The organism is Fictibacillus sp. EA-CB0309 (assembly GCF_055814265.1).
Genome location: NZ_CP169271.1, coordinates 422,330 through 446,716, shown reverse-complemented (window position 1 = coordinate 446,716; position 24,387 = coordinate 422,330). Strand labels below are relative to the sequence as shown.

The following is a 24,387-nucleotide window of genomic DNA, read 5'->3' as shown; positions in this document are numbered from 1 at the left end:
TTTCTATCAACAAAACAAGCCCTTCATATACAAAAAAGAGCAGATTGAGCTCTCTTTTTTGTATAATAGTTAATGTAGAAGTGAATATGTTAGCGAGTTTAAGCTGAATATGATAGAAAAAGACGTATACTTCTATATCTTTTCATTGTCTAATTATTTTCTGTAGAAACAAGGAGGAGAATCATGTCCGTACTTAACGAAATCTTAGAATTCAATCACCAATTTGTTGAAAACAAAGAATACGAGCCTTTTCAAACTACTAAATTTCCTGATAAAGGACTTGTTATTGTGTCTTGCATGGACACACGTCTGACTGAATTACTCCCAAGTGCGATGAATATTAAGAATGGTGATGTAAAAGTTGTAAAATCCGCTGGAGCGGTTATCTCCCACCCATTTGGCTCTATTATGAGAAGTATTCTTGTTGCGATCTATGAACTTAAAGCGGAGGAAGTGATGGTCATCGGTCATTACGACTGCGGAATGAGCAGTGTGAACCCTGATCAATTCATTTCTAAAATGAAAGATCGCGGTATTGAAGACACAACACTCGACACTTTAAAATATTCTGGACTGGATTTGAAAAACTGGCTCAAAGGCTTTGACAGTGTTGAGGATTCAGTGAAAAACAGTGTTGCTCTCGTGAGGAATCACCCTCTGCTTCCTGAAGGTGTAAATGTGCACGGTCTTGTGATCGACCCGGCGACAGGCAGATTAGATTTAGTAGACCGAGGCGAATAGAAAAAAGGCAAAGCGACTTTAGATGCGCTTTGCCTTTTCTTTTTTAGTTATTTTAGTAACCTTTGAAAGGAGTTGATTTCCGTTCCAGGTGCTTCGCTTTCCGCGGGGCAGGCGGTGAGCCCCTTGCCGCTTTGCGCCTTTAAGGGACTCACCTGACCGCTCGTCCTAGCCGAGAGTCTCGCACCTTACCCTCTAATCAACTTATAGAAGAAGAAATGAATCAAACACCAACATCATTATTGATTAATCTTCACGATACGTCCTTCAATCTCAGCTGTTACGGAATCACGCTTCTTAAAGTAGTTTACAAGAGCATCAAGATCTGTAACCGAAATCGTTTGATTCTTTCCTTCTAATAAAACCGTGTAGCCGTCACCGCCGCCTGCCATAAAGTTGTTGACCGTAACAGTATACTCTGCAGCAGCATTAACCGGTGTTCCGTCTTCTTTAACCATGGATACCGTTCTTTGTCCAACTGGTTTAGACATATCAAAGGTAGCTTTCAATCCAGAAATCTGAAGCATCTTTTCACGCCCCGTTGACCATTGTGATTCAAAAGTTCTTTGATCTGTGCACCAGTTAATGTCATCGTCACTAGGTCGTTACCAAAAGGCTGAACATTGAAGAGTTCACCCCACGTTACTTCGCCTGGATTGATCACATCACGAATTCCACCCGGATTCATAAAGGCAAAATCCGTGCCTGTTTGCTCTGTCATAGAATCTGCAATGACATTTCCTAATTCCGATTCGCCGCTATACGCTTCTGTGCCTAATAATAATTTATCTGCGTTACCCACTACTTCATTAATAATCGGAGCCACTTGGTCTTCCGCACGCTTAATGATTTCAGTAATCTTTGCATCAGGAGTTACACCGTTTTGGAACGTTGTTACCACTTCAGCTTTCTTTTCTACAATGTCTTTTGTGCGGCGGTCAATCTTTAAATCTACATCTGCAAATGCCGTTCCGTACGAATAAGCTTGTACAAGTAACTTATTATCTACTACAGCATTTACGTTTCTATGATTGTGCGCGCCAAACATAACATCAATTTCATCATCCACACTGTTTGCCATATCTACTAATTCACCGGAAACTTCTCCTGTACTCGCTTGGTCTATCGGATTATGAGCAAGTACGACCATTGCCTTTACGCCCTTTTTCTTCAGTTCCTTGGCTGCTTTATTAATTGCCTCAGCTTCGTCCGTAAACTCTACACCTGCTGTGCCGCTCGGAATTACAATGTCAGGAGTATCAGAGAAAACAACGCCGATGAATCCAATATTTACACCTTTCACTTTTTTAATCGTATATGGTGGAAGAATATGTTTCTTTGTCTCTTTATCTATTACATTAGCAGCCACATATGGGAAGTTGGCTCCTTCAAAATCACCTGTCTTCGCATGAGTTCCGCCATTGATCAGACGCATCATCTCATCGACGCCTTCATCAAATTCATGATTTCCTAGTGTTCCTACGTCAAATCCCATCTCGTTCATGATCTCAACGGTCGGCTCATCCTGCAGCAATGCAGACGTTGGCGAACTCGCTCCTACCATATCACCAGCATGAACTAAAAGTGTATTCTCATTCTCAGCTTCTTTTTGCTTTATATAGCTTGCTAGATAATCGGCACGTCCTACAGACTGACCTGCCACATTACGTGTAATATCGATCTGGCCATGAAAGTCGTTCACACCCAATAACTGAACGTCCAGAAATGGTCCGTTTTGCTTTTCCATTGAATATTCTTCTGCATGGATAGCTGTTCCCATAGGTGTTAACGCCAATGACAGCGCTAAGGCTGAAAGTGTTTTTTCATCTGAAATACTCCCCTATCATTTCATTTTGTAAAAAACTCAACAGTTAAAATTATATATTTTGAATTGTAAAAAGATAGAGGATATTCGTAAAATTGGTGTAAAAAACGTTATATTCCTATAAAAAAGGAGTTAGTACCTACAGATGCTTCATGTACGATTAAATTTAGTACTTTCCTCCCGGTGATATAATGAAAAAGGAAGTTTAATCGTGCCTAATTCCGTGAATATACACTATAACTTCGTATAAAGGAGAGGATAGTAAATGGTTAAACCAATCGTACATGAATTCAACTCTCAACAAGAATTGATTGCAGCTGCAAATGAATTGAAGGCGCAAGGGATTCACGAAGACAACCTGTATGTATTATCCCACGAAAAAGATGACACGAAAGATCTTGCACACGACGCGGATGTTAATACAATCGGCTTAAAAGAAGAAGGACTCGGCACAGCCCTCAGCAACGTATTTGATTCCAGAGGTGACGAGCTCCGCAAAAAGATGACTGAAATTGGCTTATCTGACGTTGAAGCGGATCAGTACGAAAGAAAACTCGATATGGGTAAAATTTTACTGATTGTAAAAGATGAAGGTAAAGTAACCAACTTACCATAATAAGCGAAGAGCTGCTTAACCCAATTGGGCTAAAGCAGCTCTTTTCTTTATGCCGTTTGCAGCGATTTCTCTTGATAACCATAAATTTCCGAAAGCTTCTCTAGCGCTTTTTTCATTTCTCTTCGCACGCCCCACCTATAAAACAGAGAAATAAAGCGATCAAGCGGATGATTCTTTGAAGTTCCCTCACAAATCCATATCACTTTTATCGTATCCTCCAACGAAACCAATTCAAATTTAAAATGTAATAAAGTTTCTCCTGAATTTATTTTCATATAATAATGGATATTTTTTAAATGTTCACATCTGTAAATTCGTATACTCGCAGGAACTCCATCAGCTTCCCAGTAAATAGACGCTCCTTCTCCCTTTTCAGGACCTACATATAAAAAAGCAATCTCCTCTTCTTTACTATCCATTTGCCACTTTGTCCAATTTTTTATAGTTAGTAAAAAAGCATACAATCGTTCGGCAGAAGTCTGGAGCAAAGCCGTTTCTGTAACACTCCATCTTCTTGGAATCAGATAGATCATTCCGGTAAGAATAAGCAATAAAATGCCTGGAAATATCCAATAAACCATGTACATTCCCCCTCTTCATCATTTTATTGATAAATATTTCCTTTCATGCGTTTCTTTCACGTCTTTCCGGGGAATGAATGGAAGACGAGGAGGAGTAAATATGAATCTACACAATGGTCATTTATATTGGCCTGAAACCTATACAAATACCACTCAGTATCCAGAGCTTGAAGAAAATATCTCGTGTGACGTATTGATCGTTGGCGGTGGCATGGCTGGCGCTCTTTGTGCTCATGTATTGAGCCAAGAAAAAGAACTTGATGTTGTATTAATTGATAGAAGACATCCTGGTTCAGGCAGCTCCTCAGCAAATACAGGACTTCTGCAATTCTCCAGTGACAAAATGCTTCATGAACTGATTGAACAGCAAGGTGAACAGGATGCCGTTTACTTTTACCAGCTTTGTCAGACGGCTATGAAAGATTTAAACAAGGTCGCGTCTGAACTCTCAGAAGATCCAGAACTCCGGCCACAAAAAAGCCTGTACTTTGCCAGCTCAAATGAAGACGTCTCAAAACTTGTCCGTGAATATGAGGTTTTAAAGAAGTATGATTTTCCCGTTGAATATTTAGAGCCGTCAGAGATCTCTTCAAGGTTTCCTTTTTCAAAACCTGCTGCTCTCGTAACAAGTGGAGATGCAGATGTGAACCCATACAAATGTGTTCAAATTTTGTTAAAGGATGCGGCTGCCGCAGGAGTTAGAATTTTTGAGCAAACACCGCTGATCCGCAAAACCAAAACTCTTCATGGGTTTACATGTGAATCTGAAAAAGGCACCATTTCAGCGCGATATATTATTTTTGCGACCGGTTATGAAAATGACTTTCTCGCTCAGCAGTTAGGAGCAGACTTGAACCGTTCGTATGCCATCGTAACTGAACCGCTGCCTTCATTAAAAACATGGTACAAAGAGTGGATGATCTGGGAAACGAAACGCCCTTATCTTTATATGAGGACTACAAGGGACGGAAGAATCGTTGCCGGTGGCTTGGATGAAGATAAAGCAGAAGCACCGCTAAATGAGGGAATCATTAAAGAACGCGGTGAGCGTATCCTTGAAAAAGTGAAAGAACATTTTCCCGATCTATCACCAAAGATTTCCCACACATGGTGCGCAACTTTCGGGGAATCACACGATGGTTTGCCGTATATCGGTGAACATCCAAACCGTCTTGGTGAATATTACTGTTTGGGCTTTGGTGGGAACGGAACGGTCTATAGCATGCTCGGTGCAACCATTATCAAAGACTTGATCACAAAAGGTTTTCACCCCGCTTCACGATTATTTACAATCGCACGAGCTGTAAGTTTATAAGGGAATGAAAAAAGGAAGTCCCTCAAGCGGGAACTTCCTTTTTATTATGATGCGTTTGGTGCAGCAGCAATTTGTCTTTTAATAAATTCAATCGAATTTTTGTTAAAAATATCTGGCTGATCTACATTGCATACATGTCCGCAATCCTTGATCGTCAAAAGCTTTGAATGCTTTTTCTTGTCGATAAACGCCTGGATTGGCGGTAAAAACATATAATCTTCCTCACCCATGATATATAGGGTTGGAATCGGAATCTCTTTTTTACGCAAGCTTTGTAAAAATGGGTTAATTTTTAGCGTAAGCTTAAACCAACGTTTAAATTCTTTCTGACAAAGTTTCTTTGCTTCTCCAATAAATAATGATCGGGAAGCTTCATGTCTTTTCTTCGGCATAATGACCCAAGCAAACAAGCTGTACAGCCACATGTATGGAATAAATGACTTACAAAGGTTGCCCATCGCGATTAAAAACCGCGATCGGAAATTCATCTTCGTTACCGCTCCGCCAAGTGTCATAGTAGCCACTCGTTCAGGGTTAAGTTCAGCGATTGTCTGAATTAAAATCGTCCCCAAAGAAATCCCTACGAAATGTGCCTTTTGGATTTTAAGATGATCCATCACTTCAAGCACGTCCAAGCTGACTTCTTTAAACGAATACTTTTTCAATAAAAATTTATCGGATTGTGACTTGCCATGACCTCTCAGGTCAACGAGCAAAATATTAAAGTGCTGCTTGAATTCTCTTAACTGTTTATACCAAATGGATGAACTGCCCCTGCTCCATGGACAAAAATCACCCATTGATGATTTTTTTCGTGTGTGTACGTTTTGTAATGAAGCACAAAGTACTCCTCCTAGTGGTTAAAACATTCTGTAAATTTTCCAGCCTTCATTTTAACATACATTATTGCTTTTGTACCCGTTTTCACGGAAAAGAATGTGTACAAACTGGAAACATAACCGCAATGTATTTATACTGTAACTATATAAACGAAGTAAACGTCAGGAGGTTTCACAAAATGGCTAAAGAAAGTTCATTTGATATCGTTTCACAAGTAGATTTATCAGAAGTCGACAATGCGATTAATATCGCAACAAAAGAAATTACAACTCGTTATGATTTTAAGGGAAGTAAAAGTGAGATCACGCTAGATAAATCTAGTGAAGAGCTTGTTTTAGTTTCCGATGATGAGTACAAGCTTGAGCAGCTAAAAGATGTTCTTATTACAAAGCTGATCAAACGCGGAGTACCAACAAAGAACCTGGATTACAGCAAGATCGAGCAAGCTTCAGGCGGAACTGTACGCCAGCGCGCTAAACTTGTAACGGGCATCGATAAAGATAACGCAAAAAAGATTAACACGCTGATCAAAAACTCTGGATTAAAAGTAAAAAGCCAAGTTCAAGATGATCAAGTTCGTGTAACGGCAAAGAGCAGAGACGATCTTCAGCAGATCATTGCCCTTGTTAAAGAAGCAAATCTGCCGATCGACGTTCAGTTTATTAATTACAGATAAACATAAAAAGCTTGAGGGATTTTACTCCTCAAGCTTTTTGTTTTAAATTTTCTTTTGTTGAGAGCCATTCATAAAAATGATGATATTGATAGTATCTCGTACCTTTTATTTCTATTTTAGGTATATCAGGATACTTTTGAAGAAGCTCTTCTACTTCATCACGCATTAATCCCACATAATTATGCAAATCTTTTTCTTTAATCAGCACCGGATACTCCGAAAAACTATTACCTGGATTCTTAAAATTTTTCAATCCATCCCCGATAAAATAACCAAGTGCTGCCAGCCCTAATCCAACCCAAAGCAAACTAACCTCCATTATACCGACTCTTTCTTGTCACTGGCATCTAAAAGCTTCATCTGTTCAAGTTCTAGCCTCATCTTTTGCGTCTCAATAACATAGTTATCGTGCTTTAAACGTTCAAGCTCTAGCTCATCTTTTAGCATCTTATGCTTTAACTTTGTTTGTGATTGAAAATGACCTAATACGATGGCGATGATGGGAATTGAGAAAATCATAATGACTGAAATTGTTCCGGTCATGGTATTCCTCCTAGAAATTATTACCTTCTATCCCGATAATACCAAATTTTAACACGTCTCGTACAGGCTTAATCCTGTTTAACAGAGTCTTTTATTAAGACACTGCTTTCTTAACGCCCTCTTTAATAATACGTTCTGTAATTTGCGCCAGTTCTTTCGCTTCTAACTCCTCTGGATAGACCGGTGGATAAACGGTGATATGAACTTCTGCTGGTTTAATCCAAAATCCTTGCTGCTCCATGATCTTATAAGAACCGTTAATCGATACTGGAATAATCGGAACACCCGATTTAGTAGCCAGCTTAAAACTGCCTGCTTTAAACTCAGACATGTCATCCCCTTTACTTCTTGTTCCCTCAGGAAAAATAACAAGAGATGTCCCATTTTTAAGCAATTTTGCTCCTTCATTTATTGCTTTAACCGACTGCCTGACATTTTTACGATCCATAAACAAGCAATTCAAGTGCTCCATCCATGTCCCGATAAAAGGCATCTTCTTTACTTCTATCTTAGAGATGAAAGCTTTAGGCTTTTGAATATAGCCTAATAAAATCGGAATATCAAAATTACCTTGGTGATTGCTTACAAAAAGAACAGCCGTGTCTTTCGGAATATTCTCCTCACCGCTCACTGTGATTTTAGAATCGCTCAGCTTCACAAGCGATGTTGACCACTCTTTCACTTTCTTATCTACTAATTGATCACGCTCTTGAATATTACCCGCTTTATGCAGCTTCTTTACACGATTTAATGATGGTATCAACTTCAACAAAACTGCCCAAAAATAAACAAACCAAATAATCGTTCTCAAAACGTTCCCCCACTTTAAATGATGATTAATTCTCCAAACTCTCTTGATGGCAATACCATTAAGGCTGTTGATGGGAATATAAACGTCCACGGCATACTCGTTTGTGCCGGAATCTCAAGTACATATTGAGACTTCATCTCGCTTACGGGTTTGCCACTTTCGTTATATAGCACTTTTTTGCCTTCCAGCGAAAAAGGGTCTTCAGAATAGTTACTTACTAATACAGTCACTAAAAATTCTTCTTTATGATTAAAGGCTGTCTTCATAACAACGGCCTGCTGTCCCACTCTTTGATTATGATCTATTCCGGAAAAAACACGTTCTATCTCTAGTCGGTCTTGATGGGCTAAAGTCCTGTCCCATGCAGGTTCAAACGCCAGTTTTTGCAAATTAAACCCCTCCTTTGAATCATATTATCATATTTCATTAAAAATCTTCTTTAATTAATAGAAAAAGCCGCTCAAACAACCGTGTGATTCACGATTTCGAGTCAGCTTTTTGTTATTTATAAACCGAACTAGCAGCATCTAAAAGCTTCTGTTTTTCAGCTTTTCTGTCTGTTCCTTCTTTTATTAAGTACTCCATCTTATGGAACAAGCCATCTTTTTCCCAAGCGATCATTGGCAGATCAGGACTTCCAGAGAAATACGCTTTTGTTCCGTCTTTTAGCTTAACTTTTTCCTTCGTCTCTAACTTGTCCGTTTTTGAAAGAAAATTTGAGACTCGGTAAGCCAAATACACATTCTGCCCTTCTTGTTTCGGATAAAAAACGGTGTCGAGTAGAATATTTCTCTTTTCACCCCAATCTGAAATTTGATAGGTGGATAATACCGCTTTAAAAGGCAGTTTACCTGGAACCTCTAATGGAAATGGCAAGGCTTTTTCCGCTTCTTCTTTAGATACTTGATCATAATATCTTGGATAAGCACCTTTCGGATGATCTTGCAGTGTTAAGTTCTTATCGTTCAACGTACCTTTTGAAGCCTCACTAGAACAACCAGCAAGAAAGACTGCTAAAACTAGATAAACAAACCATTTCTGCCTTCTCATCCACCCCACCCATTTCCTTTATTTTTTGTGGAAGTAGGTACCTTTACTCTCCAGTTCTGATCACACGTTGCCTGTATCGTACCTCTTTTTAATATATAATTCGCCATCAGTTCTGAGACATCAATCGGTATATCTCTTACCACTCGCTTACCTTTAAACATGGGATAATCTCCACCCCGCCAGCACGGTAGTTGTTCATCACGACTTGATAGTTTGAATCGTCCTGAACCGGCTTGCCCCTATACATCAAATTCGTAATTCTCCTGCCAATCGGCTTTGACAGATCGATCGTATATTTGATGCCTTCCCACATGTCGTAGTTGTAATGCTGAGGCATTGGAACAGAAAACGCAGGGTTCACCATTGGCGTTCCATCTTTCTTTACAGAAAAATAGGAAGCGGATCTTTCTAGAGCTTGTCTCATATCTTTTCCGGTAATCTCAATCACTTTTAACGTATTCGGATAGATGTAGTTTGAAACAATATCACGCATCGTCACTTGAGAAGAAAAGCCTTTAGAACGATCATCAAATAGGGCTGTACTTGAAATATCTGTACCCGCTGCATCCATCTGAACTTTATTGATAAATTCAATGAATGGATGATCGTGTAACCTTGTCTGCATCGGATCTTTGATCTGCATATTTCCCTGTACTTGACCAATTGGCTGGTCTAGCCATTTTTGCGTCTTGTTTCATATGGTTGAATCATTTCCAACACGTCAGGATCCGGTTCATACCCTCTAGTGGATAAAAGTTCTGACTTCTTGTTGGAAATCTCCCAAGTTCGGTTATCGTTTCTAACGTTTATTTCTACATGGCCTAGGTAAGTTCCTTGTGTTCCAGGCTGAATGATTGTAACTCCATTCACATCTCCTTTTAAAAGCCGATGCTGATGACCGGTTAAAAGCACATCTATACCCTCAACTTCCATACAAAGTTGATATGCTTGATTCTCTTCCGTCAGCGTTTCAGTCGGTTCACCTGTTATAAGATCTCTTTCAAACCCTCCATGATAAGAAACAACTACAATATCTGCTTTTTCTTTAATTGGGATACCCATTTCTTTGCTGTCTCCACGACATCAAGAAATGCCAACCCTTTATATGTTCTGGGTTTTCCCAGTTAGGAACATATTTTGTCGTCAAGCCCAAGACGGCCACTTTTACACCACAATCGAAAGTTTTGATCACATATGGCTGTCCAAAAACAGGTTCACCTGATTCTTCCCGCACAATGTTTGCAGACAACCACGGGAACTTTGATTCATTTACCGCTTTCTGTAGAAAGGGAAATCCATAATTGAATTCATGATTACCGATAATAGCAGCATCGTATTTAAGCTCGTTTAAAAGAAGAATCATCGGATTGATAAAGTCTCGCCCTAACTTCGCATAATGATATGTTAGTGGTGTCCCTTGAATGAGATCACCATTATCAAGTAAGACGTTGTTCTGGTGTTCTGACATCTTCTCTTTTAAAAGAGAAGCCGCTTTTGTTAAACCAATTTCAGCACCCTCATTGTTTCCATATGTTAATGGGAGAACGTTCCCGTGAATATCACTCGTCACATAAATATGAATGGATTGTTCCAAATCATCGCCCTCCCGTCTAGAATCATTTAACCCGAATTATACCACCTGATGAGGCTAGCCACTTTAAAAAGTTGTTTATTCATTTCGACATTATTTCTCGGGGAATAGTTATTATTCTACAAAAACTTACACCGATTAGAAAAACTCATTTTCTATTACTATTATCATGTACACGCTTTAAACTATTTTGCTACTTTTTATCTACTTTTTGTAAAAAACCGAATGAAAATTACAGGAATATACGTCTAATTATCGAATAGTTATATTTTGTTGTTTTATAGAGAAAAGGGGCTTCACCACTATGAACACCGAGCTAACACCAAAAAAGAAAAAGAAGAGAAATCAATCGAATTATAAGGCTTTGCTACTTCCCTTAGCTATTGTTCTATTACTTATAGGGGCCGTTGTCTGGAATAATATTGGTCAAGAGACGAAACTTCCAAACCAAGACTGGAGCCGTTCAGTCAGTACACCTGCAGAGTCAATTAGTGCAGAACCAATCGCATTTAAAGCAGATAACCAGTATCAGATCTACACCCATCTTAAGGATGGGTTAAAGGTGACCACTTTGGATGAAAAGCTAAATATGGTATCACAAAAGACAGAGAATCTGCCTCTTGATGAAAGAGGGAACTTTTGGACAAATGGCAAACAAATTGCATTTGTTTCAAACGGGGAACTTATCCTCTATGAAGAGGGTAAACAAACAGTTCTAGATAAAGATGTAGAATTATTAGCTGATGCGAAGAGCCGATTTGCTTATTCAAAAGGCAATCAGGTATATGTGTATGATCCTGAAAACGGGAAGAGCCGTATCATCTTTTCTGCTAAAGAAAAACTTTCAGAGTTATCAGGACACCCTGAATCCAATTCGTTTATCGCAACGGTTGGAGAAAAAGTTCAGATGGAAGCTTTTTATTTACAAGAAAAGGATGGCCAATATAAAGCACAGTCTATTATCCAATACAGCAAGACACCTACGGATAAAATTTACAACTTCCGATTTGCAGAAGCAAAAACACAAGTACATTTTCTTTACACGCTTTATTCATCAAAACAAGGAACAAAGTCATTTAAGACATTTTACGGAGCAGCTCCATTTGATCAATTGACAGCTCTTAACTTTAATACTGTTCATTTTATAGAGTCTGAATTAGGTTACGAAATGGAGAATCCAACTTACCAGCAACTAAATATTGAAAACGATCAGCCTGTTATTCTCTTTTCTGCTACCGGACCCGTTTCAGCAAAAAAGGAAGCTGGAAACATATATAAAGCAATTCTAAAGAACAAGGATTGGGAAGCATCACGGATCAGTACAACAGATAACTTCTCTGTGTATCCTGTTTATGTAGATGAGCAGACGGTTGCTTGGCTGAAAGCAGAATCAGTTAGTGATTACAGAGTATTCTTCGCAAGCCAAGATCCTGAAATAAAAAAGAGAGCCAATCAATCAAAAAACAAGATGTGTATAACGCGTCATTCGATGCACTTGCTGCTTCCGTCGTATCGTTTATCGCGATGACAAACGCATTTATTTGGGTGGTTCCGCCTGTCTTATTCTTAGGTATTTTGTATTTTGTACGAATTGATGTGATTGAACAAGAAAAACCGTGGGCAAAGTGGGTGTCGATCGCACTCTTCATCCTTACCCAGCTTTATGTGATTCAATCCCTGTTCAACAGTACGTTCTATACGCTAGCACCAAAGTATCTCACTTTTAGTGGAAGCTCGCTCATTGTACCCGTTATGGTTTCAGCCGTCGCGCTGTACGTTATGCAGTTAGCTAAAGACAAAGACTGGGGATTGTTTGCACAAGTATCTTACTTTATCGGTGTAACGGTTTTGTTTGAACTTTTTATTGTCGGAACATACGTTTACTGATATTAAAAAAGCGGAGGAACTTTCCTCCGCTTTTTACTTTAGTTACTAATAGGCTCCTAAGCTTTCAGTGCTCGGATACACATATGGATCTTTAAGAGGTTTAATCTTTTTCACAGACTCTACCTTCACTAAAGGGAGACGCACTTTATTTAACTCTGTTTCATCTATTATTCCCGAAACTGTGTACCACTCATCAGACTTCAATTTAGAAACCCCTTCACCTTCCACAATGGTCCCATACACCACCGCATCAGCACTACAGCAATTCATGGAAAAACGGGCTATGACTGCTTGATCTTTGTCCATTCCGTCTTCACGATAAACGAAACCAGTAGTCTCTATTTCTTTTCCGATAAACTTGTCTAAATAGATATCTAGAACAGTCATCGTATCGAGGTAATGATCAGATGTAACCACCACCTTGTCTTTCTTTAATTGTTCTTTTCCAAATTTCTTATAATAGTCTGTTATGTCATACGTTTCGATCGGATTTTCCTTCTTTACGTTCTCTTCCATCTTCTTTATATAACCCTCTGGATCTTCTAAGTAAGCTTCAACATCCACTTCTTGAGTAGGTACCACTTTCCCGTCCTCTGTTTGCTGAGCAGGCTTTGCATACAATCCGGTTCCATAGCGAATGCCGCGTTTTTCAGCTACAGAGCTATCCATCGCTTTTTCAGGAATCATAAATCCTGTAAGAAGAGGAATTACAAAAACCATATAGATAAAAAATGCTTGAGCGGCTTGCCTTTTGGCGTATGATCTACTCCACATCCGCAAGCCTCTTCATGCTGGCTGTCCGATCTTCTAAAAAACTGCATAACTCCTAATATGGCAAGGATTGCAATCGCAAAGTAAACAAATATATGCATTTTAGGTGCAACATAGTAATTAAGCTTTCCTGAAGTGATCAAACCAATTAAGAGAAGCATAAAACCGATTAAGATAATTCCCCTTAAATAGGCGTGAAAATCTTGGTTCTCCTTTTTCATATCACCTTACCTCCTTTTCTATACATATTGAAATACCATAGCCGCAGCAAATACTACTAATGTAATCAAACTCATTAATACGAATACAAAACGTGTCTTAAAATAAGCGAACATCATAAGCATGTTTTTTACATCCAGCATTGGTCCATAAACCAAGAAAGCAATAATTGATCCTACTGTAAATGAACTTCCAAACGAAGCGGCTATAAACGCATCTGCTTCAGAACAAATGGATAACAAGAAAGCCAGTCCCATCATTAATCCTGTTGATGACCACTCATTACTGCCAAGTGCCAAGAGGTCATTTCGGTTAATGAATACTTGGAACATACTTGCTAGAAAAGCTCCAAAAATAAGAAACTTTCCTGTGTCAAAAAATTCGTCGGACGCATGATAAACCGTTTGTTTCCAGCGACTGATCAACAACCCATGTGAATGATCATGTCCACCATGCTGAACTTGTGATTTCAACTGATCTCCATTACGGAAAACCCAATAAATGATTAAACCAATGACGATAGCTACTAAAAGAGCCATTCCAATTCTTCCATAAACTACAGTCATGTTGGTTCGAAACGCATAAAACGTGGAGAGAATAACAACCGGGTTGACAATCGGAACGGTCAATAGAAAAACAACACCCAAATGAAGCGGCAAGCCTTTTTTAATCAAACGCCTCACAACCGGAATAATCGCACATTCACAAACTGGAAAGATAATACCCATGAACAGAACAGCCCCAATGCCTGCATAGGGGTTTTTGGGAATCAGTCTTTGAATATGTTGTTCTGATACAAAGGTTTGAATTAATGCTGAGACGAAGACTCCTAATAAAATAAAAGGAACCGCCTCTATTAAAATACTTAAAAACACCGTATTCACATGCATGATGGAACTTGGCAGGTTTTCAAATACAGAATCATTTTTGATCTCTTCCATAAATAAAAACGAGATTATAAATATGGCTAACAATAAAAGCCCGATCATCTCTTTTCGTACAGAATCTCTTGTTGCAAGGTCTCTCATCGTTCAGCGCTCCTTTTCTCTTGCTATTATGTAAATCTAGATTTGAGATTTTAATCTATGAATCTCGACAAAATATAGGGTCGCTACATTGGTGAGATGTAACATTTAAAAATAAAATATACCACCTACATTAAATCGTAAGTGTTTCGTTTTGTAAAGGGCAAAAAAAGAACCAAGGTATATTACCCTTGGTCCGCTAAACGTTTATAAAGCGCGTGGGTGCCGCTATTTTCTTCGCCCATTTCTGCAAGTTCATCATACAGCTTCTTCGCGAGGGAAAGCCCCGGTGTCAATAATCCCATTTCCTCCGCTGAGTTTAAAGCAATCGTCATATCTTTTATAAAATGTTTCACGTAAAAACCGGGTGCAAAATCACCTTTTAATATTCTTGGACCCAGATTGCTCAAGTTCCAGCTTCCCGCAGCACCTGATTCAATGCTTTTTAAGACGGTCTCTGGATTCAACCCTGCTTTTTCTGCATAAAGAATTGCTTCACAAACGCCCATCATACCAGAGGCAATGGCAATCTGATTGCACATTTTGGTATGCTGTCCCGCACCTGCTTTTCCTTGGTACACGATGTTTGTTCCCATCTTAGAGAAGATTGGCTTCATGTCGTTAAATGCAGCTTCTTTTCCGCCAACCATAATGGAAAGCTTAGCATCTCTTGCTCCAATATCCCCGCCGGATACGGGTGCATCAAGAGCTGAGATATTTCGTTCAGCAGCCGTACGTTCAATTTTTTGAGCAAGCTGTGGACTTGAAGTGGTCATATCGATTAAGTAAGATCCTTCTTTCGCATGGGCAATCAGCCCGTCAGCCCCTAAATAGACTTCTTCTACATCCTTTGGGTATCCTACCATCGTAATGATCACATCACAGTTCGTTGCGATTTCCTTTGGCGTATCCGTCCAAACAGCACCTTTTTGAAGTAATTCATCAGCTTTTTCTTTTGTTCTCGTATAAACATGGACCGGATAACCTGCATTCATCAAGTGGCCAGCCATACTTTTTCCCATTACACCTGTTCCAATAAATCCAACGGTTTGCAAATCTCCTCACTCCTTTTCCTTATTATAACGAAGAACAGGTAAAATAAAAAAATCACCGCTTATTATGCGATGACTTCTCCTTGTAAAATACGTTCTACCTTTATCTGTGCTTGCTCATAATCCATATCAAGATGCGTTAACATGATCATCATATCGTCTTTGGAATGTCGTTTAAGTATATAAAATAAGTTTGGCTTTCTTCTTTTTATGAGCGTCATGATCTCAATGGTGGGTAATGTTCGGCCTGTTGGTTTAATACGTAAAAAAGAGCGGATGTATTGTGTGAAAGCTGGTATGGCATCTACAGTGTCTGGTTCTGTGTCTAATAGCTGCTGAAGTTTCAATAATGAATCAATCAGTTCTTTGTTTCTTTCCACGAATTCGTCCCTCGTCCTTTCCGTTTATTCTCTTCACTTGTTAAAAGTTCGCCTGTTTAGGCATTTCAATTTATGTATCGGCATTTACTTTCAAAGTTTTTAAAAATTTTCAAATAAATTGTTGGGGACTGACCCCCAACAATTTATTTCCCACTCTGTTTTCATGTTTCTCACCTGCGGAAATGCTCAATATTCACCACGATAAAGTCACCGTTTCATATTATCCCTCTCATTTAGTTCCCTCACCGAAAGCATCCCATCTTACTATTATTCTGCAACTCCTTTTGGCCTGTTTAAACATTTATTTCTTACTGCCTTGACAGTCCTTTTGAAGTATCTTCCAGTATTCGCATAAGTCATCCATACTGTTTCCACGTTTTCATATTTACGCATCTGTATATAAATGGTAAATTAAACCTGTCGACAAAGGGGTCCCGTATCACGGCAGGAGGTTTGGAATATGAAAAAACATCTAGTATCTAGTGTTTTAGCATTCTGTCTCGCAGCTTTTTCGGTACCAAGTGCTTTTGCTCAAAGTCACAATTTTTCTTATCAAGATGAAATCTTACAAATGCAGCCTGATCTAACTCAAAAAGAATTGCTTTCTACCGTTCGATCCATCGCAAAGAACACGGGTGATACAGAAGAAGCCCTGCTCAAACAAATTTACACAGAACTCAAGAACGACGAAACAAAAGGTAAAAACGAAAAACAGCAAACCGGTGAATTTGGAACGATGGGCGGCAGCGGAGGAACGGTTTCTGTCGGAACCAGCACGAAAGGCAACTTTTATTATACGGCTTCACAGACTGCTTATATGAATCATGGGCATGTCGGCATGTATTATACGAGCAGCACGATTGTTGAATCTGTGCCTGATACAGGCGTCCGCACGATCTCCACGACTTTACGAAAAGTCGATCAAGGAGATGCACAAGTCAAATCCGTTACGACAAGTACAACAAACCGAGATAACGCTGCAAACTGGGCATATAGCCGTGTAGGAATCGACGATTATTCGTATAACTTTGTAACCAACCGAACGACTTCACATATTGGAGATAAAAACTGCTCGAAATTAATTTGGTCAGCTTATAAGCTAAATGGCAATCTAGATTTGGATGTCGATGGCGGTCTAGGGGTTTATCCGAGAGATGTCAGGGATGCTCCCGATACAAAACTAGTCAGGAATATATAATACAAAAAGGCAATAAGGACGTATCACTACGACTTATTGCCTTTTTTATCTGAAAGGTGATCACATTGAAAAAACTTTTGATTACATTCGTACTTATCATTCTAGCAGGGAGTTTGGTCTATAACTTCTTCTTTGACCAGAGTATTGATGCTTCCCTTTCCATCGAAAAAGAGAGCATTGAACAAAGTAACTTTTTAAAAGATAAACAAGCCGTAATGTATTTTTCAACGACCGCTGATCAAGACATGGATGATAAAGGAGTAAGTTTAGCTGTTTTTATCAATGACGATGGTCAAGCAGATGCTTTCAAAATGAACGGTTTAGAACTTGGCAGTTTAACCACGACTGAAAACGAGGTCTTACTGGTGGATAAAAACAAAATCCGTTTAATAGGAGACACATTTAAAGAATTTAAAATGGAGAAACCACAGTATACCGGGGAAAGAACGGGTTACCTGGAGAAGAAAAATTTATACTTTACTATTTTCAACACCGGCATAAGTGCTGATGGCGGCTATGATTCAAACGTAGTGTATGGGAACGAAAATGGATTTACTAAAGGGAACATTCCCTATTACATTTCAAGTTCCGGTAATGATAAGAATGATGTAGTCGTGTTAACACATGATACCGAGAAGAATGAATATTTTTTCAGAAAAGTAGTTTTATCCAATAACGACGTCAAAGTTCAAGATATCGTAAAGTTGAAAAACCCGAAAAACTTAGAATTAAGCGGTTTTTCTCCTGTTCTTAGTGATGAGCAATTTTACTATGTCATTCTAAGGGAGATTGTTAACGAAACAAGTGAAGACATCGTACTTTATCGCATCAACAAAAAGACTCTAACTCAGGACCAATTCACAATATCCACGTACAGAAATGAAAATAATTTAATTGCACACATTCCTTACAATATAAAAAACTCTGCGCATCTATTTAACGGCGTTCTTTATTACGCGAATGGCTTAGGTGAAGTATATGCATTTGATACGAAAACCCAAAAAGTAAGTAATTTGTTTACAATGAAAGACGCACCCACGGACGGAGTTAGACATAACGAAGAACTATTCTATAAAGATGATCTCCTATACGTTGTAAGGCATGACGAAAATATAAAAGAAAGATATTTTATAGAGAATTACTCCTTAACCAAAGGAAAGAAAATAGAAGATATTAAGATTAAAGGATTGAACGACATCTTACAGTCTATTAAAGGCAAATCCATCTACTCGTATGACTTTAAAATGCTAAATTAACTTAAAATGTGGGCTCAGGAATTATTCACTTTCCTGGCCCACATTTCTTTTTATTTTCACTTGATAGATGACAATCGACACGACCACTAGAATCGTATAAAAAATAAACACATTTTGATAGATCACATTTAGCGCAAACGTTTTTTGTCCTTCAATTAACAGACCAGCAACTGCTACGCCTAGCGCTCCTCCAAAAAATTGGACAAGCTGCAGCATACCCATGCCCGATCCCACTTCATCTTTACTTAGAATCCTGGAATTTTCATTTGCTAAACTAGACGTTAAACTAGAAAACCCGATACTCGTAAACATATAAAAGATTGCCGTCATGTAAAATGCTTTTGTTGCAAAAAGGGAGAATAAAACCGCTGATACAAGCAGCGATACAAGTCCTGCGCGCATGACAGGAAGGTTTCCAAACCTATCAATCCAGCGTCCCACAAAGATAGCGGCAAACGCCGATAGCATCGCACCTGGAAAAATAACAAAGCCAATCGTTGCCGGTTCTTTTTCAAACAAATTTGAAAGCATGACCGGCATCACAAACAAAAATGCAAAATGGGTCATAAACGCGATAAGACCAACGATTAAGATCGAGACATAAGTCGTGTTCTTAAATAAACTTACACGAATAAAAGGATCTTCCTTTTTCTTTGAATACATAACAAGAACGACAAAGAACAAGACGCTTAACGCCAGCAAGTAAAAAGAAAACGAAGAAAGATAGAGCAACAGCGAAGTAACTCCACCACCCGTTAATAGTGCTCCAATAAAGTCAAACGAGCCTTCGCTTTTCTTTTCAACAGGCAAGTAGATCTTAAACACGGGTAAAAGCAGCAGCACTAGCCCTGTAACCACAAAAGAAAATTCCAGCCAAACAGCTGTGTAATTCCGCCACCGATCACTGGTCCTAAACCAAAACCAAGTGATGCGGCAGAGGATATTAATGACATGGCACGTCCTCGCCGCGAAATCGGAATATAACGAGTCGCAAGCACCATTCCGAGCCCCGGAACAGCCCCTGCTCCCATCGCTTGAACCATACGGCTAATCAGCACGAACTCAAAACTGTTGGAAAAATATCCGACGATTGAAGCGATTCCCAAAATGATAAGGCCCGTAATTAACAACCTTCCAATCGGTATAAAATCAGACAACCTGCTGAATGTAATGGTCGATAAGGCAAACACGATCGAATAGCCTGAAACAATCCAAGAACCCGCGGTAGGACTTAAATCAAATTGTGAAATCACACTTGGAAGAGCTACGTTAAACATCGTCGTATTCATTACAACGAGCCACACGGTTAAGCTCCATAGCGGAATAATTCGATTTTCCTGAATTGATCCATAACGTTCTTCTTGAGCCATCTGTTCACCTTCTTCCTCTAAAACAATATTCCTATCTTATCATGGTACTAAATCATTAACCCCATGTTTTGCTCACAGCATTTTTAAGGACTAAAGACACTGAACTTTTTTCCATTATAAGGACTAAATATCTGTTTTTAACAATTTATCAAGGTATTTCAAAATGATGGTAGAAGATTACCTTTACATTAAAATTAAGGGGTGTACGCTTTAATGAAACACTTTTTGCGCAAGACTTCTAGTTTCACATTAGCTTGTACGTTTATTTTCTCTGCTTTTTCTGGTGCGTCTGCTGCTCCATCTTCTAAGGATGCACAGCCAGAACTTGCACCGCTTTACGGGAAGTATAATTTAAACTCTTCCCATGTTACAAAAGTAATTGTTGAATTAAAAGAACCTTCTGTACTAGAAGCAAAAAAGAAAGGTCAAAAACAAACAAAATCAAACCTTAAATCAAAACGTGACGCTGTGGTGAAGGAGATCTCAACACGCGCCAAATCATATAAAGTCAACAACGAATACGATCATGTCTTTTCTGGTTTTTCATTAGAAATTCCAGCAAATGAAATCCCTGATTTGTTAGCGGTATCTGGTATTAAAGCCGTTTACCCAGATGTGGAATATCACACAACTGGAGATGATATGGGTGACCAGTCATTTGACGAAGTAACCCCTCAGATGATGAACTCAGCTCCTTTCATCGGGGCAAACCAAGCGTGGGAATCAGGGTACACAGGTGAAGGTGTAACGGTTGCTGTTATTGATACAGGCGTCGATTACACACATCCTGATCTTGACCAAGCGTTCGGTGACTATAAAGGATATGACTTTGTAGATAAAGACAACGATCCGCAAGAAACACCTAAAGGCGACCCAAGAGGTGCTGAAACAACGCACGGCACGCACGTAGCGGGTACGGTTGCGGCGGATGGCGGCATTAAAGGTGTGGCACCTGATGCAGCTCTGTTAGCGTACCGCGTGTTAGGACCAGGTGGAAGCGGAACAACTGAAAACGTTATTGCCGGAGTCGAAAAAGCGGTTGAAGACGGTGCTGACGTTATGAATCTATCACTCGGAAACTCGTTAAACAACCCGGACTGGGCAACAAGCATCGCGCTTGATCAAGCTATGTCTGATGGTGTTGTAGCGGTAACCTCCAACGGAAACAGCGGACCGAACAACTGGACAGTTGGTTCACCGGGAACATCTAGAGAAGCGATTTCTGTAGGGGCTACTCAGCTGCCTTATAACGTTTTTACAGCTACAACTACTTCATCTGATGGTACATCTTATGCCTCGTCCGCGGTTCAAGGGTTTCCTTCAGATGAAGCATTGCTTGCTTTAAATGGAAAAGATTATGAATTAGTGGATGTAGGATTTGGTGCCCCCGCTGATTTTGCAGGAAAAGATTTAGAAGGAAAAATTGCATTGATCAGCCGTGGTGCAGGTATTGCATTTGTAGATAAAGCGACAGAAGCGAAAAAAGCTGGTGCAGCTGGCGCGATTATATATAATAACGTTGCAGGGAGCATGCCTTTAGTTCCTGGAATGGCTGTTCCAACGATCATGTTGAATCAAGCTGATGGACAAGCACTTCTGGCTAAGTCTGGTGATGTAACGGTAAGCTTTGGTATTAACTTTGCAGGTGCTGTTGGCGAATTGATGGCAGACTTCTCTTCTCACGGGCCTGTTATGGATACGTGGATGATTAAGCCTGATGTGTCAGCACCTGGTGTAAACATCGTAAGTACGGTACCGACTCATGATCCTGCAAACCCGCATGGTTACGGTGCAAAGCAAGGGACAAGCATGGCGTCTCCTCACGTGGCAGGTGCGGCAGCCCTTTTACTCGAAGCACATCCTGACTGGGGTGTTGACGATATTAAAGCAGCCCTTATGAATACAGCAGAAGACCTCTTTAACGCTAAAGGAGAGCTTTATCCTCATAACACGCAAGGAGCGGGAAGCATTCGTGTGGTAGAAGCCATTGAAACAGAAACACTTGTATCACCTGGCAGCCATTCATTCGGTGTATTCTCGAAAACGAAAGGCAAGGAAGTACGAGGCGAACATTTTACCATTAAAAACTTAAGCAATAAAACGAAACAATACACGTTTGACGTTGATTTAGAAGGCGTAAAAGTAACAACAAGCAAGAACGTAAAAATTAACGCAAACAGCGCTAAAGACGTAAGATTCAATGTTCAAGTAGACGCATCCAAACTTGCTCCTGGCTATCATGAAGGTACGATCCGCATTAGTGACGGAAGCAAGCTGGTAGAAGTTCCAACGATTTTATTTGTTCAAGAACCTGACTTCCCTTCTATCACGCATTTTAGCGCAACTGACTTAGGAAACAACAACTTCTCGTTCGCTGCCTACTTGCCTGCTTCTGCAGAAAAAGTAGAGCTTGTCCTGTATAACACCACATTGACTCAATCATTTGGTGTGATCGGCACGTACGAGAATGTTCCTAAAGAATACAACTACTTTGACTGGAACGGTAAAATTTCAGGTCAAAATGCAGCACCTGGACAGTACCGAGTCGTTGCCTTTTCTTACAGAGGAGAGAAGGAAGATTACAGATATACAGATATCATCACCATTCGTTAACTTTAATGGAAATACCCTTGTCCGATTGTGGGCAAGGGTATTTTTTATATTAAAATGTTATGATAAATAATAGAAACCGAACGGAGGTAAGGCGATGAAATTATGTATCATAGGAGCCACAGGGAGAGTTGGCAGTATAGTTACGGAGCTGGCTGCTGCAGATGAAATGAAAATCCATGCATTGGTGCGTAATCCTGCTAAACTGCCTGAGAATTTGCTAGAAAAAATTCACGTCGTAGAGGGAAATGCTTTAGTTCAGGAGCATATCGAAACCGCGATGAAAGGCTGCGACATCGTAATCAGCACCCTATCAACTGATGGAGAAAGCGTGCTGTCAGAAAGTATGCCTCTAATCATTAAAGAGATGAAAAAGCAAAGAATCTCGCGCATCATCACGATCGGAACAGCAGGTATATTGCAGAGCCGAGCAGAACCTCACTTGCTTCGATACCAGTCTTCTGAATCAAAACGCAAACTAACGAGAGCGGCAGAAGACCATCATAAAGCGTTTAGTCTGTTACAAGAAAGCGGACTCCACTGGACGATTGTTTGTCCAACGTACCTCCCTGAGGGTGAAGCAACTGGAACATACCGAGTTGAACAAGATTTTTTGCCTGCAGACGGCAGCCGAATTAGTACGGGTGACACCGCTCATTTTACTTACACTCTTATAAAGAAGCCGCAATTCTCTCAGTCACTTGTTGGTATCGCTTACTAAGTCGTCGTTGGCATATCTGAAAAGATATATACACCAAACATGATAAAACCAATACCGATAATAAAAATGAAAACTTTTAAAAGCCATTTAGGAAGAAAACGGACAAACCTATTAATAAAAATAACAAAGATAAACTCAACGATCGCGCCAAAAAACGTATCTGAAACCCTTCCACCTCTATAGTTCGTCCCAAAGCGCTTCCTATGCTCATAATCCTCTTTATGATAGCGGATGCCATAAACGATTACGGCTATACCAAACCCGCAAAGCACAACCGGTATGATCCAAAACAAACTCATTTTGTCGTTTCCTCTCCATACAGAAAAGACTTTTGCTGTACGTCTTCAGCAAAAGTCCCCTGTTTGTTTATGAATAGTAAGGCGCGATCATCAAGTATACAAGCACGCCCGTTAAGCTTACATACAACCATAATGGCATTGTCCAACGCGCAATTTTACGGTGCTTCTCCACTTGCATGTTAAGACCTCGTGTAACGGTTATTAACGCGAGTGGCACAATCACAATCGCAAGCAGGATATGTGTGATTAAAATAAAGAAGTAGATGTACTTAAGTGGCCCCTCACCACCATAAGACGTTGACTCTGTTAAGTAATGATACGTCACATAAGACAGCAAAAAGAATGTTGTACTCGTAAATGCAGCAAAAATAAAGCGTTTATGAAGGGTTATGTTTCTTTGTTTTACAAAATAAAGAGCAGCAAGTAAAAATACGAATGTAAAGCTGTTAAAGATCGCGTTCAGACGCGGCAGTAAGGTTACATCAAAAGCAATTTCTCCCTCGTATTCAGGCAGGAAGAACAATACGGCCACAAGCACGTTAATCGCGATAGATAATCCGATAATTAGCGGTGTATAGTTACGCTGTTTCGTTTCAGCCATTTTTGTATTACTCCTTTTCAACTAAAAGTCTTTAAAACTTCTACGATTTCCTTATTATTTTACCACTCAAGGACCTATTCACAAACTTATGTGCAACTGAAAACAGCATTCCCTATACAAGTGTCAATAATTCTTCAAAAAATAGAGGTCTTTACCAAAAATAGGTTCAATATTGTACAGTTTCGGTCACCGAAACCACTGCACACTTATACCTGGCGGGGTAATCTTGATTATAATTCAAGAAATTTCGGGAATAATCCCTGAAATTTTGCAGCTAATCCGGCGAGTTTTGGCTATAATCCCGCGAATTTTGGTCATATATCGGCGAGTCGATATATCTCGACAAATTCTGCCGCCCTTATACCCCCTACCTAAAACCCCCAGTACTTAACCAAAAGAAAAACCGGCACAC

General features: G+C 39.6%; 24 protein-coding genes and 3 pseudogenes. 10 read left to right on the top strand and 17 right to left on the bottom strand.

From position 1 onward, the window contains the following. Positions 1-183 precede the first annotated feature (183 nt). Positions 184-741: a beta-class carbonic anhydrase gene (locus tag ACEWFH_RS02605; RefSeq protein WP_473725987.1), complete on the top strand. Its 558-nt coding sequence runs from the start codon at positions 184-186 to the stop codon at positions 739-741. 236 nt (positions 742-977) lie between these two features. Here the strand turns inward: ACEWFH_RS02605 and ACEWFH_RS02600 are convergent. Beyond that, positions 978-2,518: pseudogene (locus tag ACEWFH_RS02600) on the bottom strand (bifunctional metallophosphatase/5'-nucleotidase). A 310-nt stretch (positions 2,519-2,828) separates the two neighbouring features. Here ACEWFH_RS02600 and ACEWFH_RS02595 point away from each other — a divergent pair. Continuing rightward, positions 2,829-3,179, top strand: coding sequence for a YflT domain-containing protein (locus ACEWFH_RS02595; RefSeq protein WP_473725986.1), 351 nt, complete (start codon positions 2,829-2,831; stop codon positions 3,177-3,179). Positions 3,180-3,226: 47 nt separating this feature from the next. Here ACEWFH_RS02595 and ACEWFH_RS02590 read toward each other — a convergent pair whose 3' ends face one another. Beyond that, on the bottom strand, positions 3,227-3,760 hold the full coding sequence (locus ACEWFH_RS02590) for an SRPBCC family protein (RefSeq protein WP_473725985.1): 534 nt from the start codon (positions 3,758-3,760) through the stop codon (positions 3,227-3,229). Between the two features lie 100 nt (positions 3,761-3,860). Here ACEWFH_RS02590 and ACEWFH_RS02585 point away from each other — a divergent pair, with 100 nt between their 5' ends. Further along, positions 3,861-5,075, top strand: coding sequence for an NAD(P)/FAD-dependent oxidoreductase (locus ACEWFH_RS02585; RefSeq protein WP_473725984.1), 1,215 nt, complete (start codon positions 3,861-3,863; stop codon positions 5,073-5,075). 44 nt (positions 5,076-5,119) lie between these two features. Here ACEWFH_RS02585 and ACEWFH_RS02580 read toward each other — a convergent pair whose 3' ends face one another. Further along, positions 5,120-5,875, bottom strand: coding sequence for an alpha/beta fold hydrolase (locus tag ACEWFH_RS02580; protein WP_473725983.1), 756 nt, complete (start codon positions 5,873-5,875; stop codon positions 5,120-5,122). 218 nt (positions 5,876-6,093) lie between these two features. On the opposite strand from ACEWFH_RS02580, the gene ACEWFH_RS02575 reads away from it, so the two are divergent. Continuing rightward, complete coding sequence (locus ACEWFH_RS02575; RefSeq protein WP_394605520.1) at positions 6,094-6,591, top strand: YajQ family cyclic di-GMP-binding protein; 498 nt, start codon at positions 6,094-6,096, stop codon at positions 6,589-6,591. A 28-nt stretch (positions 6,592-6,619) separates the two neighbouring features. On the opposite strand, the gene ACEWFH_RS02570 is transcribed toward ACEWFH_RS02575, so the two are convergent. The 6 genes and pseudogenes from ACEWFH_RS02570 to ACEWFH_RS02545 all read right to left on the bottom strand — a co-directional run bounded on the left by ACEWFH_RS02570 (position 6,620) and on the right by ACEWFH_RS02545 (position 10,589). Then, the gene (locus ACEWFH_RS02570; RefSeq protein ID WP_473725982.1) at positions 6,620-6,910 is read right to left on the bottom strand and encodes a DNA-binding protein; all 291 of its coding nucleotides are present in this window, start codon (positions 6,908-6,910) and stop codon (positions 6,620-6,622) included. Beyond that, on the bottom strand, positions 6,910-7,134 hold the full coding sequence (locus tag ACEWFH_RS02565) for a hypothetical protein (RefSeq protein ID WP_066294104.1): 225 nt from the start codon (positions 7,132-7,134) through the stop codon (positions 6,910-6,912). The genes ACEWFH_RS02570 and ACEWFH_RS02565 overlap by 1 nt, the downstream gene beginning before the upstream one ends. Before the next feature lie 94 nt (positions 7,135-7,228). Then, complete coding sequence (locus tag ACEWFH_RS02560; protein ID WP_473725981.1) at positions 7,229-7,945, bottom strand: lysophospholipid acyltransferase family protein; 717 nt, start codon at positions 7,943-7,945, stop codon at positions 7,229-7,231. A 14-nt stretch (positions 7,946-7,959) separates the two neighbouring features. Next, the gene (locus tag ACEWFH_RS02555; RefSeq protein ID WP_473725980.1) at positions 7,960-8,334 is read right to left on the bottom strand and encodes an SLAP domain-containing protein; all 375 of its coding nucleotides are present in this window, start codon (positions 8,332-8,334) and stop codon (positions 7,960-7,962) included. Between the two features lie 112 nt (positions 8,335-8,446). Beyond that, a complete protein-coding gene (locus ACEWFH_RS02550) occupies positions 8,447-8,995 on the bottom strand; it encodes a hypothetical protein (protein ID WP_473725979.1) in 549 nt (182 codons plus the stop codon). After that, positions 8,992-10,589: pseudogene (locus ACEWFH_RS02545) on the bottom strand (bifunctional metallophosphatase/5'-nucleotidase). Before ACEWFH_RS02545 ends, ACEWFH_RS02550 begins: the two are co-directional and overlap by 4 nt. 301 nt (positions 10,590-10,890) lie before the next feature. Between ACEWFH_RS02545 and ACEWFH_RS02540 the strand changes: the two are divergent. Together ACEWFH_RS02540 and ACEWFH_RS02535 are read left to right on the top strand one after the other, a co-directional pair. Then, positions 10,891-12,114, top strand: coding sequence for a hypothetical protein (locus ACEWFH_RS02540; protein WP_473725978.1), 1,224 nt, complete (start codon positions 10,891-10,893; stop codon positions 12,112-12,114). Next, positions 12,057-12,473: a hypothetical protein gene (locus ACEWFH_RS02535; RefSeq protein ID WP_473725977.1), complete on the top strand. Its 417-nt coding sequence runs from the start codon at positions 12,057-12,059 to the stop codon at positions 12,471-12,473. Before ACEWFH_RS02540 ends, ACEWFH_RS02535 begins: the two co-directional genes overlap by 58 nt. A 45-nt stretch (positions 12,474-12,518) precedes the next feature. Here ACEWFH_RS02535 and ACEWFH_RS02530 read toward each other — a convergent pair. The 4 genes and pseudogenes from ACEWFH_RS02530 to ACEWFH_RS02515 form a co-directional block, all read right to left on the bottom strand. After that, a pseudogene (locus ACEWFH_RS02530) lies at positions 12,519-13,405 on the bottom strand (TIGR03943 family putative permease subunit). Between the two features lie 78 nt (positions 13,406-13,483). Continuing rightward, positions 13,484-14,491, bottom strand: a complete 1,008-nt coding sequence (locus ACEWFH_RS02525; RefSeq protein ID WP_473725976.1) for a permease — start codon at positions 14,489-14,491, stop codon at positions 13,484-13,486. Positions 14,492-14,673: 182 nt separating this feature from the next. Further along, on the bottom strand, positions 14,674-15,543 hold the full coding sequence (locus ACEWFH_RS02520) for an NAD(P)-dependent oxidoreductase (RefSeq protein WP_473725975.1): 870 nt from the start codon (positions 15,541-15,543) through the stop codon (positions 14,674-14,676). 62 nt (positions 15,544-15,605) lie between these two features. Beyond that, positions 15,606-15,920, bottom strand: a complete 315-nt coding sequence (locus ACEWFH_RS02515) for a hypothetical protein (RefSeq protein WP_473725974.1) — start codon at positions 15,918-15,920, stop codon at positions 15,606-15,608. Positions 15,921-16,380: 460 nt separating this feature from the next. On the opposite strand from ACEWFH_RS02515, the gene ACEWFH_RS02510 reads away from it, so the two are divergent. Together ACEWFH_RS02510 and ACEWFH_RS02505 are read left to right on the top strand one after the other, a co-directional pair. Further along, positions 16,381-17,118, top strand: a complete 738-nt coding sequence (locus ACEWFH_RS02510; RefSeq protein WP_473725973.1) for a hypothetical protein — start codon at positions 16,381-16,383, stop codon at positions 17,116-17,118. 65 nt (positions 17,119-17,183) lie between these two features. Beyond that, entirely contained in the window at positions 17,184-18,374 is a 1,191-nt protein-coding gene (locus tag ACEWFH_RS02505) for a hypothetical protein (RefSeq protein ID WP_473725972.1), read from the top strand. A gap of 21 nt (positions 18,375-18,395) precedes the next feature. Here the strand turns inward: ACEWFH_RS02505 and ACEWFH_RS02500 are convergent, their stop codons facing one another. Together ACEWFH_RS02500 and ACEWFH_RS02495 are read right to left on the bottom strand one after the other, a co-directional pair. Next, the gene (locus tag ACEWFH_RS02500; protein ID WP_473725971.1) at positions 18,396-19,232 is read right to left on the bottom strand and encodes an MFS transporter; all 837 of its coding nucleotides are present in this window, start codon (positions 19,230-19,232) and stop codon (positions 18,396-18,398) included. Next, positions 19,217-19,744, bottom strand: a complete 528-nt coding sequence (locus ACEWFH_RS02495; RefSeq protein WP_473725970.1) for an MFS transporter — start codon at positions 19,742-19,744, stop codon at positions 19,217-19,219. The genes ACEWFH_RS02500 and ACEWFH_RS02495 overlap by 16 nt, the downstream gene beginning before the upstream one ends. A gap of 213 nt (positions 19,745-19,957) precedes the next feature. Here ACEWFH_RS02495 and ACEWFH_RS02490 point away from each other — a divergent pair, with 213 nt between their 5' ends. Both ACEWFH_RS02490 and ACEWFH_RS02485 read left to right on the top strand, forming a co-directional pair. Then, the gene (locus ACEWFH_RS02490) at positions 19,958-22,357 is read left to right on the top strand and encodes a S8 family serine peptidase (RefSeq protein ID WP_473725969.1); all 2,400 of its coding nucleotides are present in this window, start codon (positions 19,958-19,960) and stop codon (positions 22,355-22,357) included. A gap of 94 nt (positions 22,358-22,451) precedes the next feature. Next, positions 22,452-23,075 (top strand): NAD(P)-dependent oxidoreductase, encoded by a 624-nt coding sequence (locus tag ACEWFH_RS02485; RefSeq protein WP_473725968.1) that lies wholly within the window; start codon positions 22,452-22,454, stop codon positions 23,073-23,075. Here the strand turns inward: ACEWFH_RS02485 and ACEWFH_RS02480 are convergent. Both ACEWFH_RS02480 and ACEWFH_RS02475 read right to left on the bottom strand, forming a co-directional pair. After that, positions 23,072-23,374, bottom strand: a complete 303-nt coding sequence (locus tag ACEWFH_RS02480; protein WP_473725967.1) for a hypothetical protein — start codon at positions 23,372-23,374, stop codon at positions 23,072-23,074. The two genes, ACEWFH_RS02485 and ACEWFH_RS02480, sit on opposite strands and share 4 nt — an antisense overlap. A 67-nt stretch (positions 23,375-23,441) precedes the next feature. Continuing rightward, positions 23,442-23,975, bottom strand: coding sequence for a DUF420 domain-containing protein (locus ACEWFH_RS02475; protein WP_473725966.1), 534 nt, complete (start codon positions 23,973-23,975; stop codon positions 23,442-23,444). Positions 23,976-24,387 lie beyond the last annotated feature (412 nt).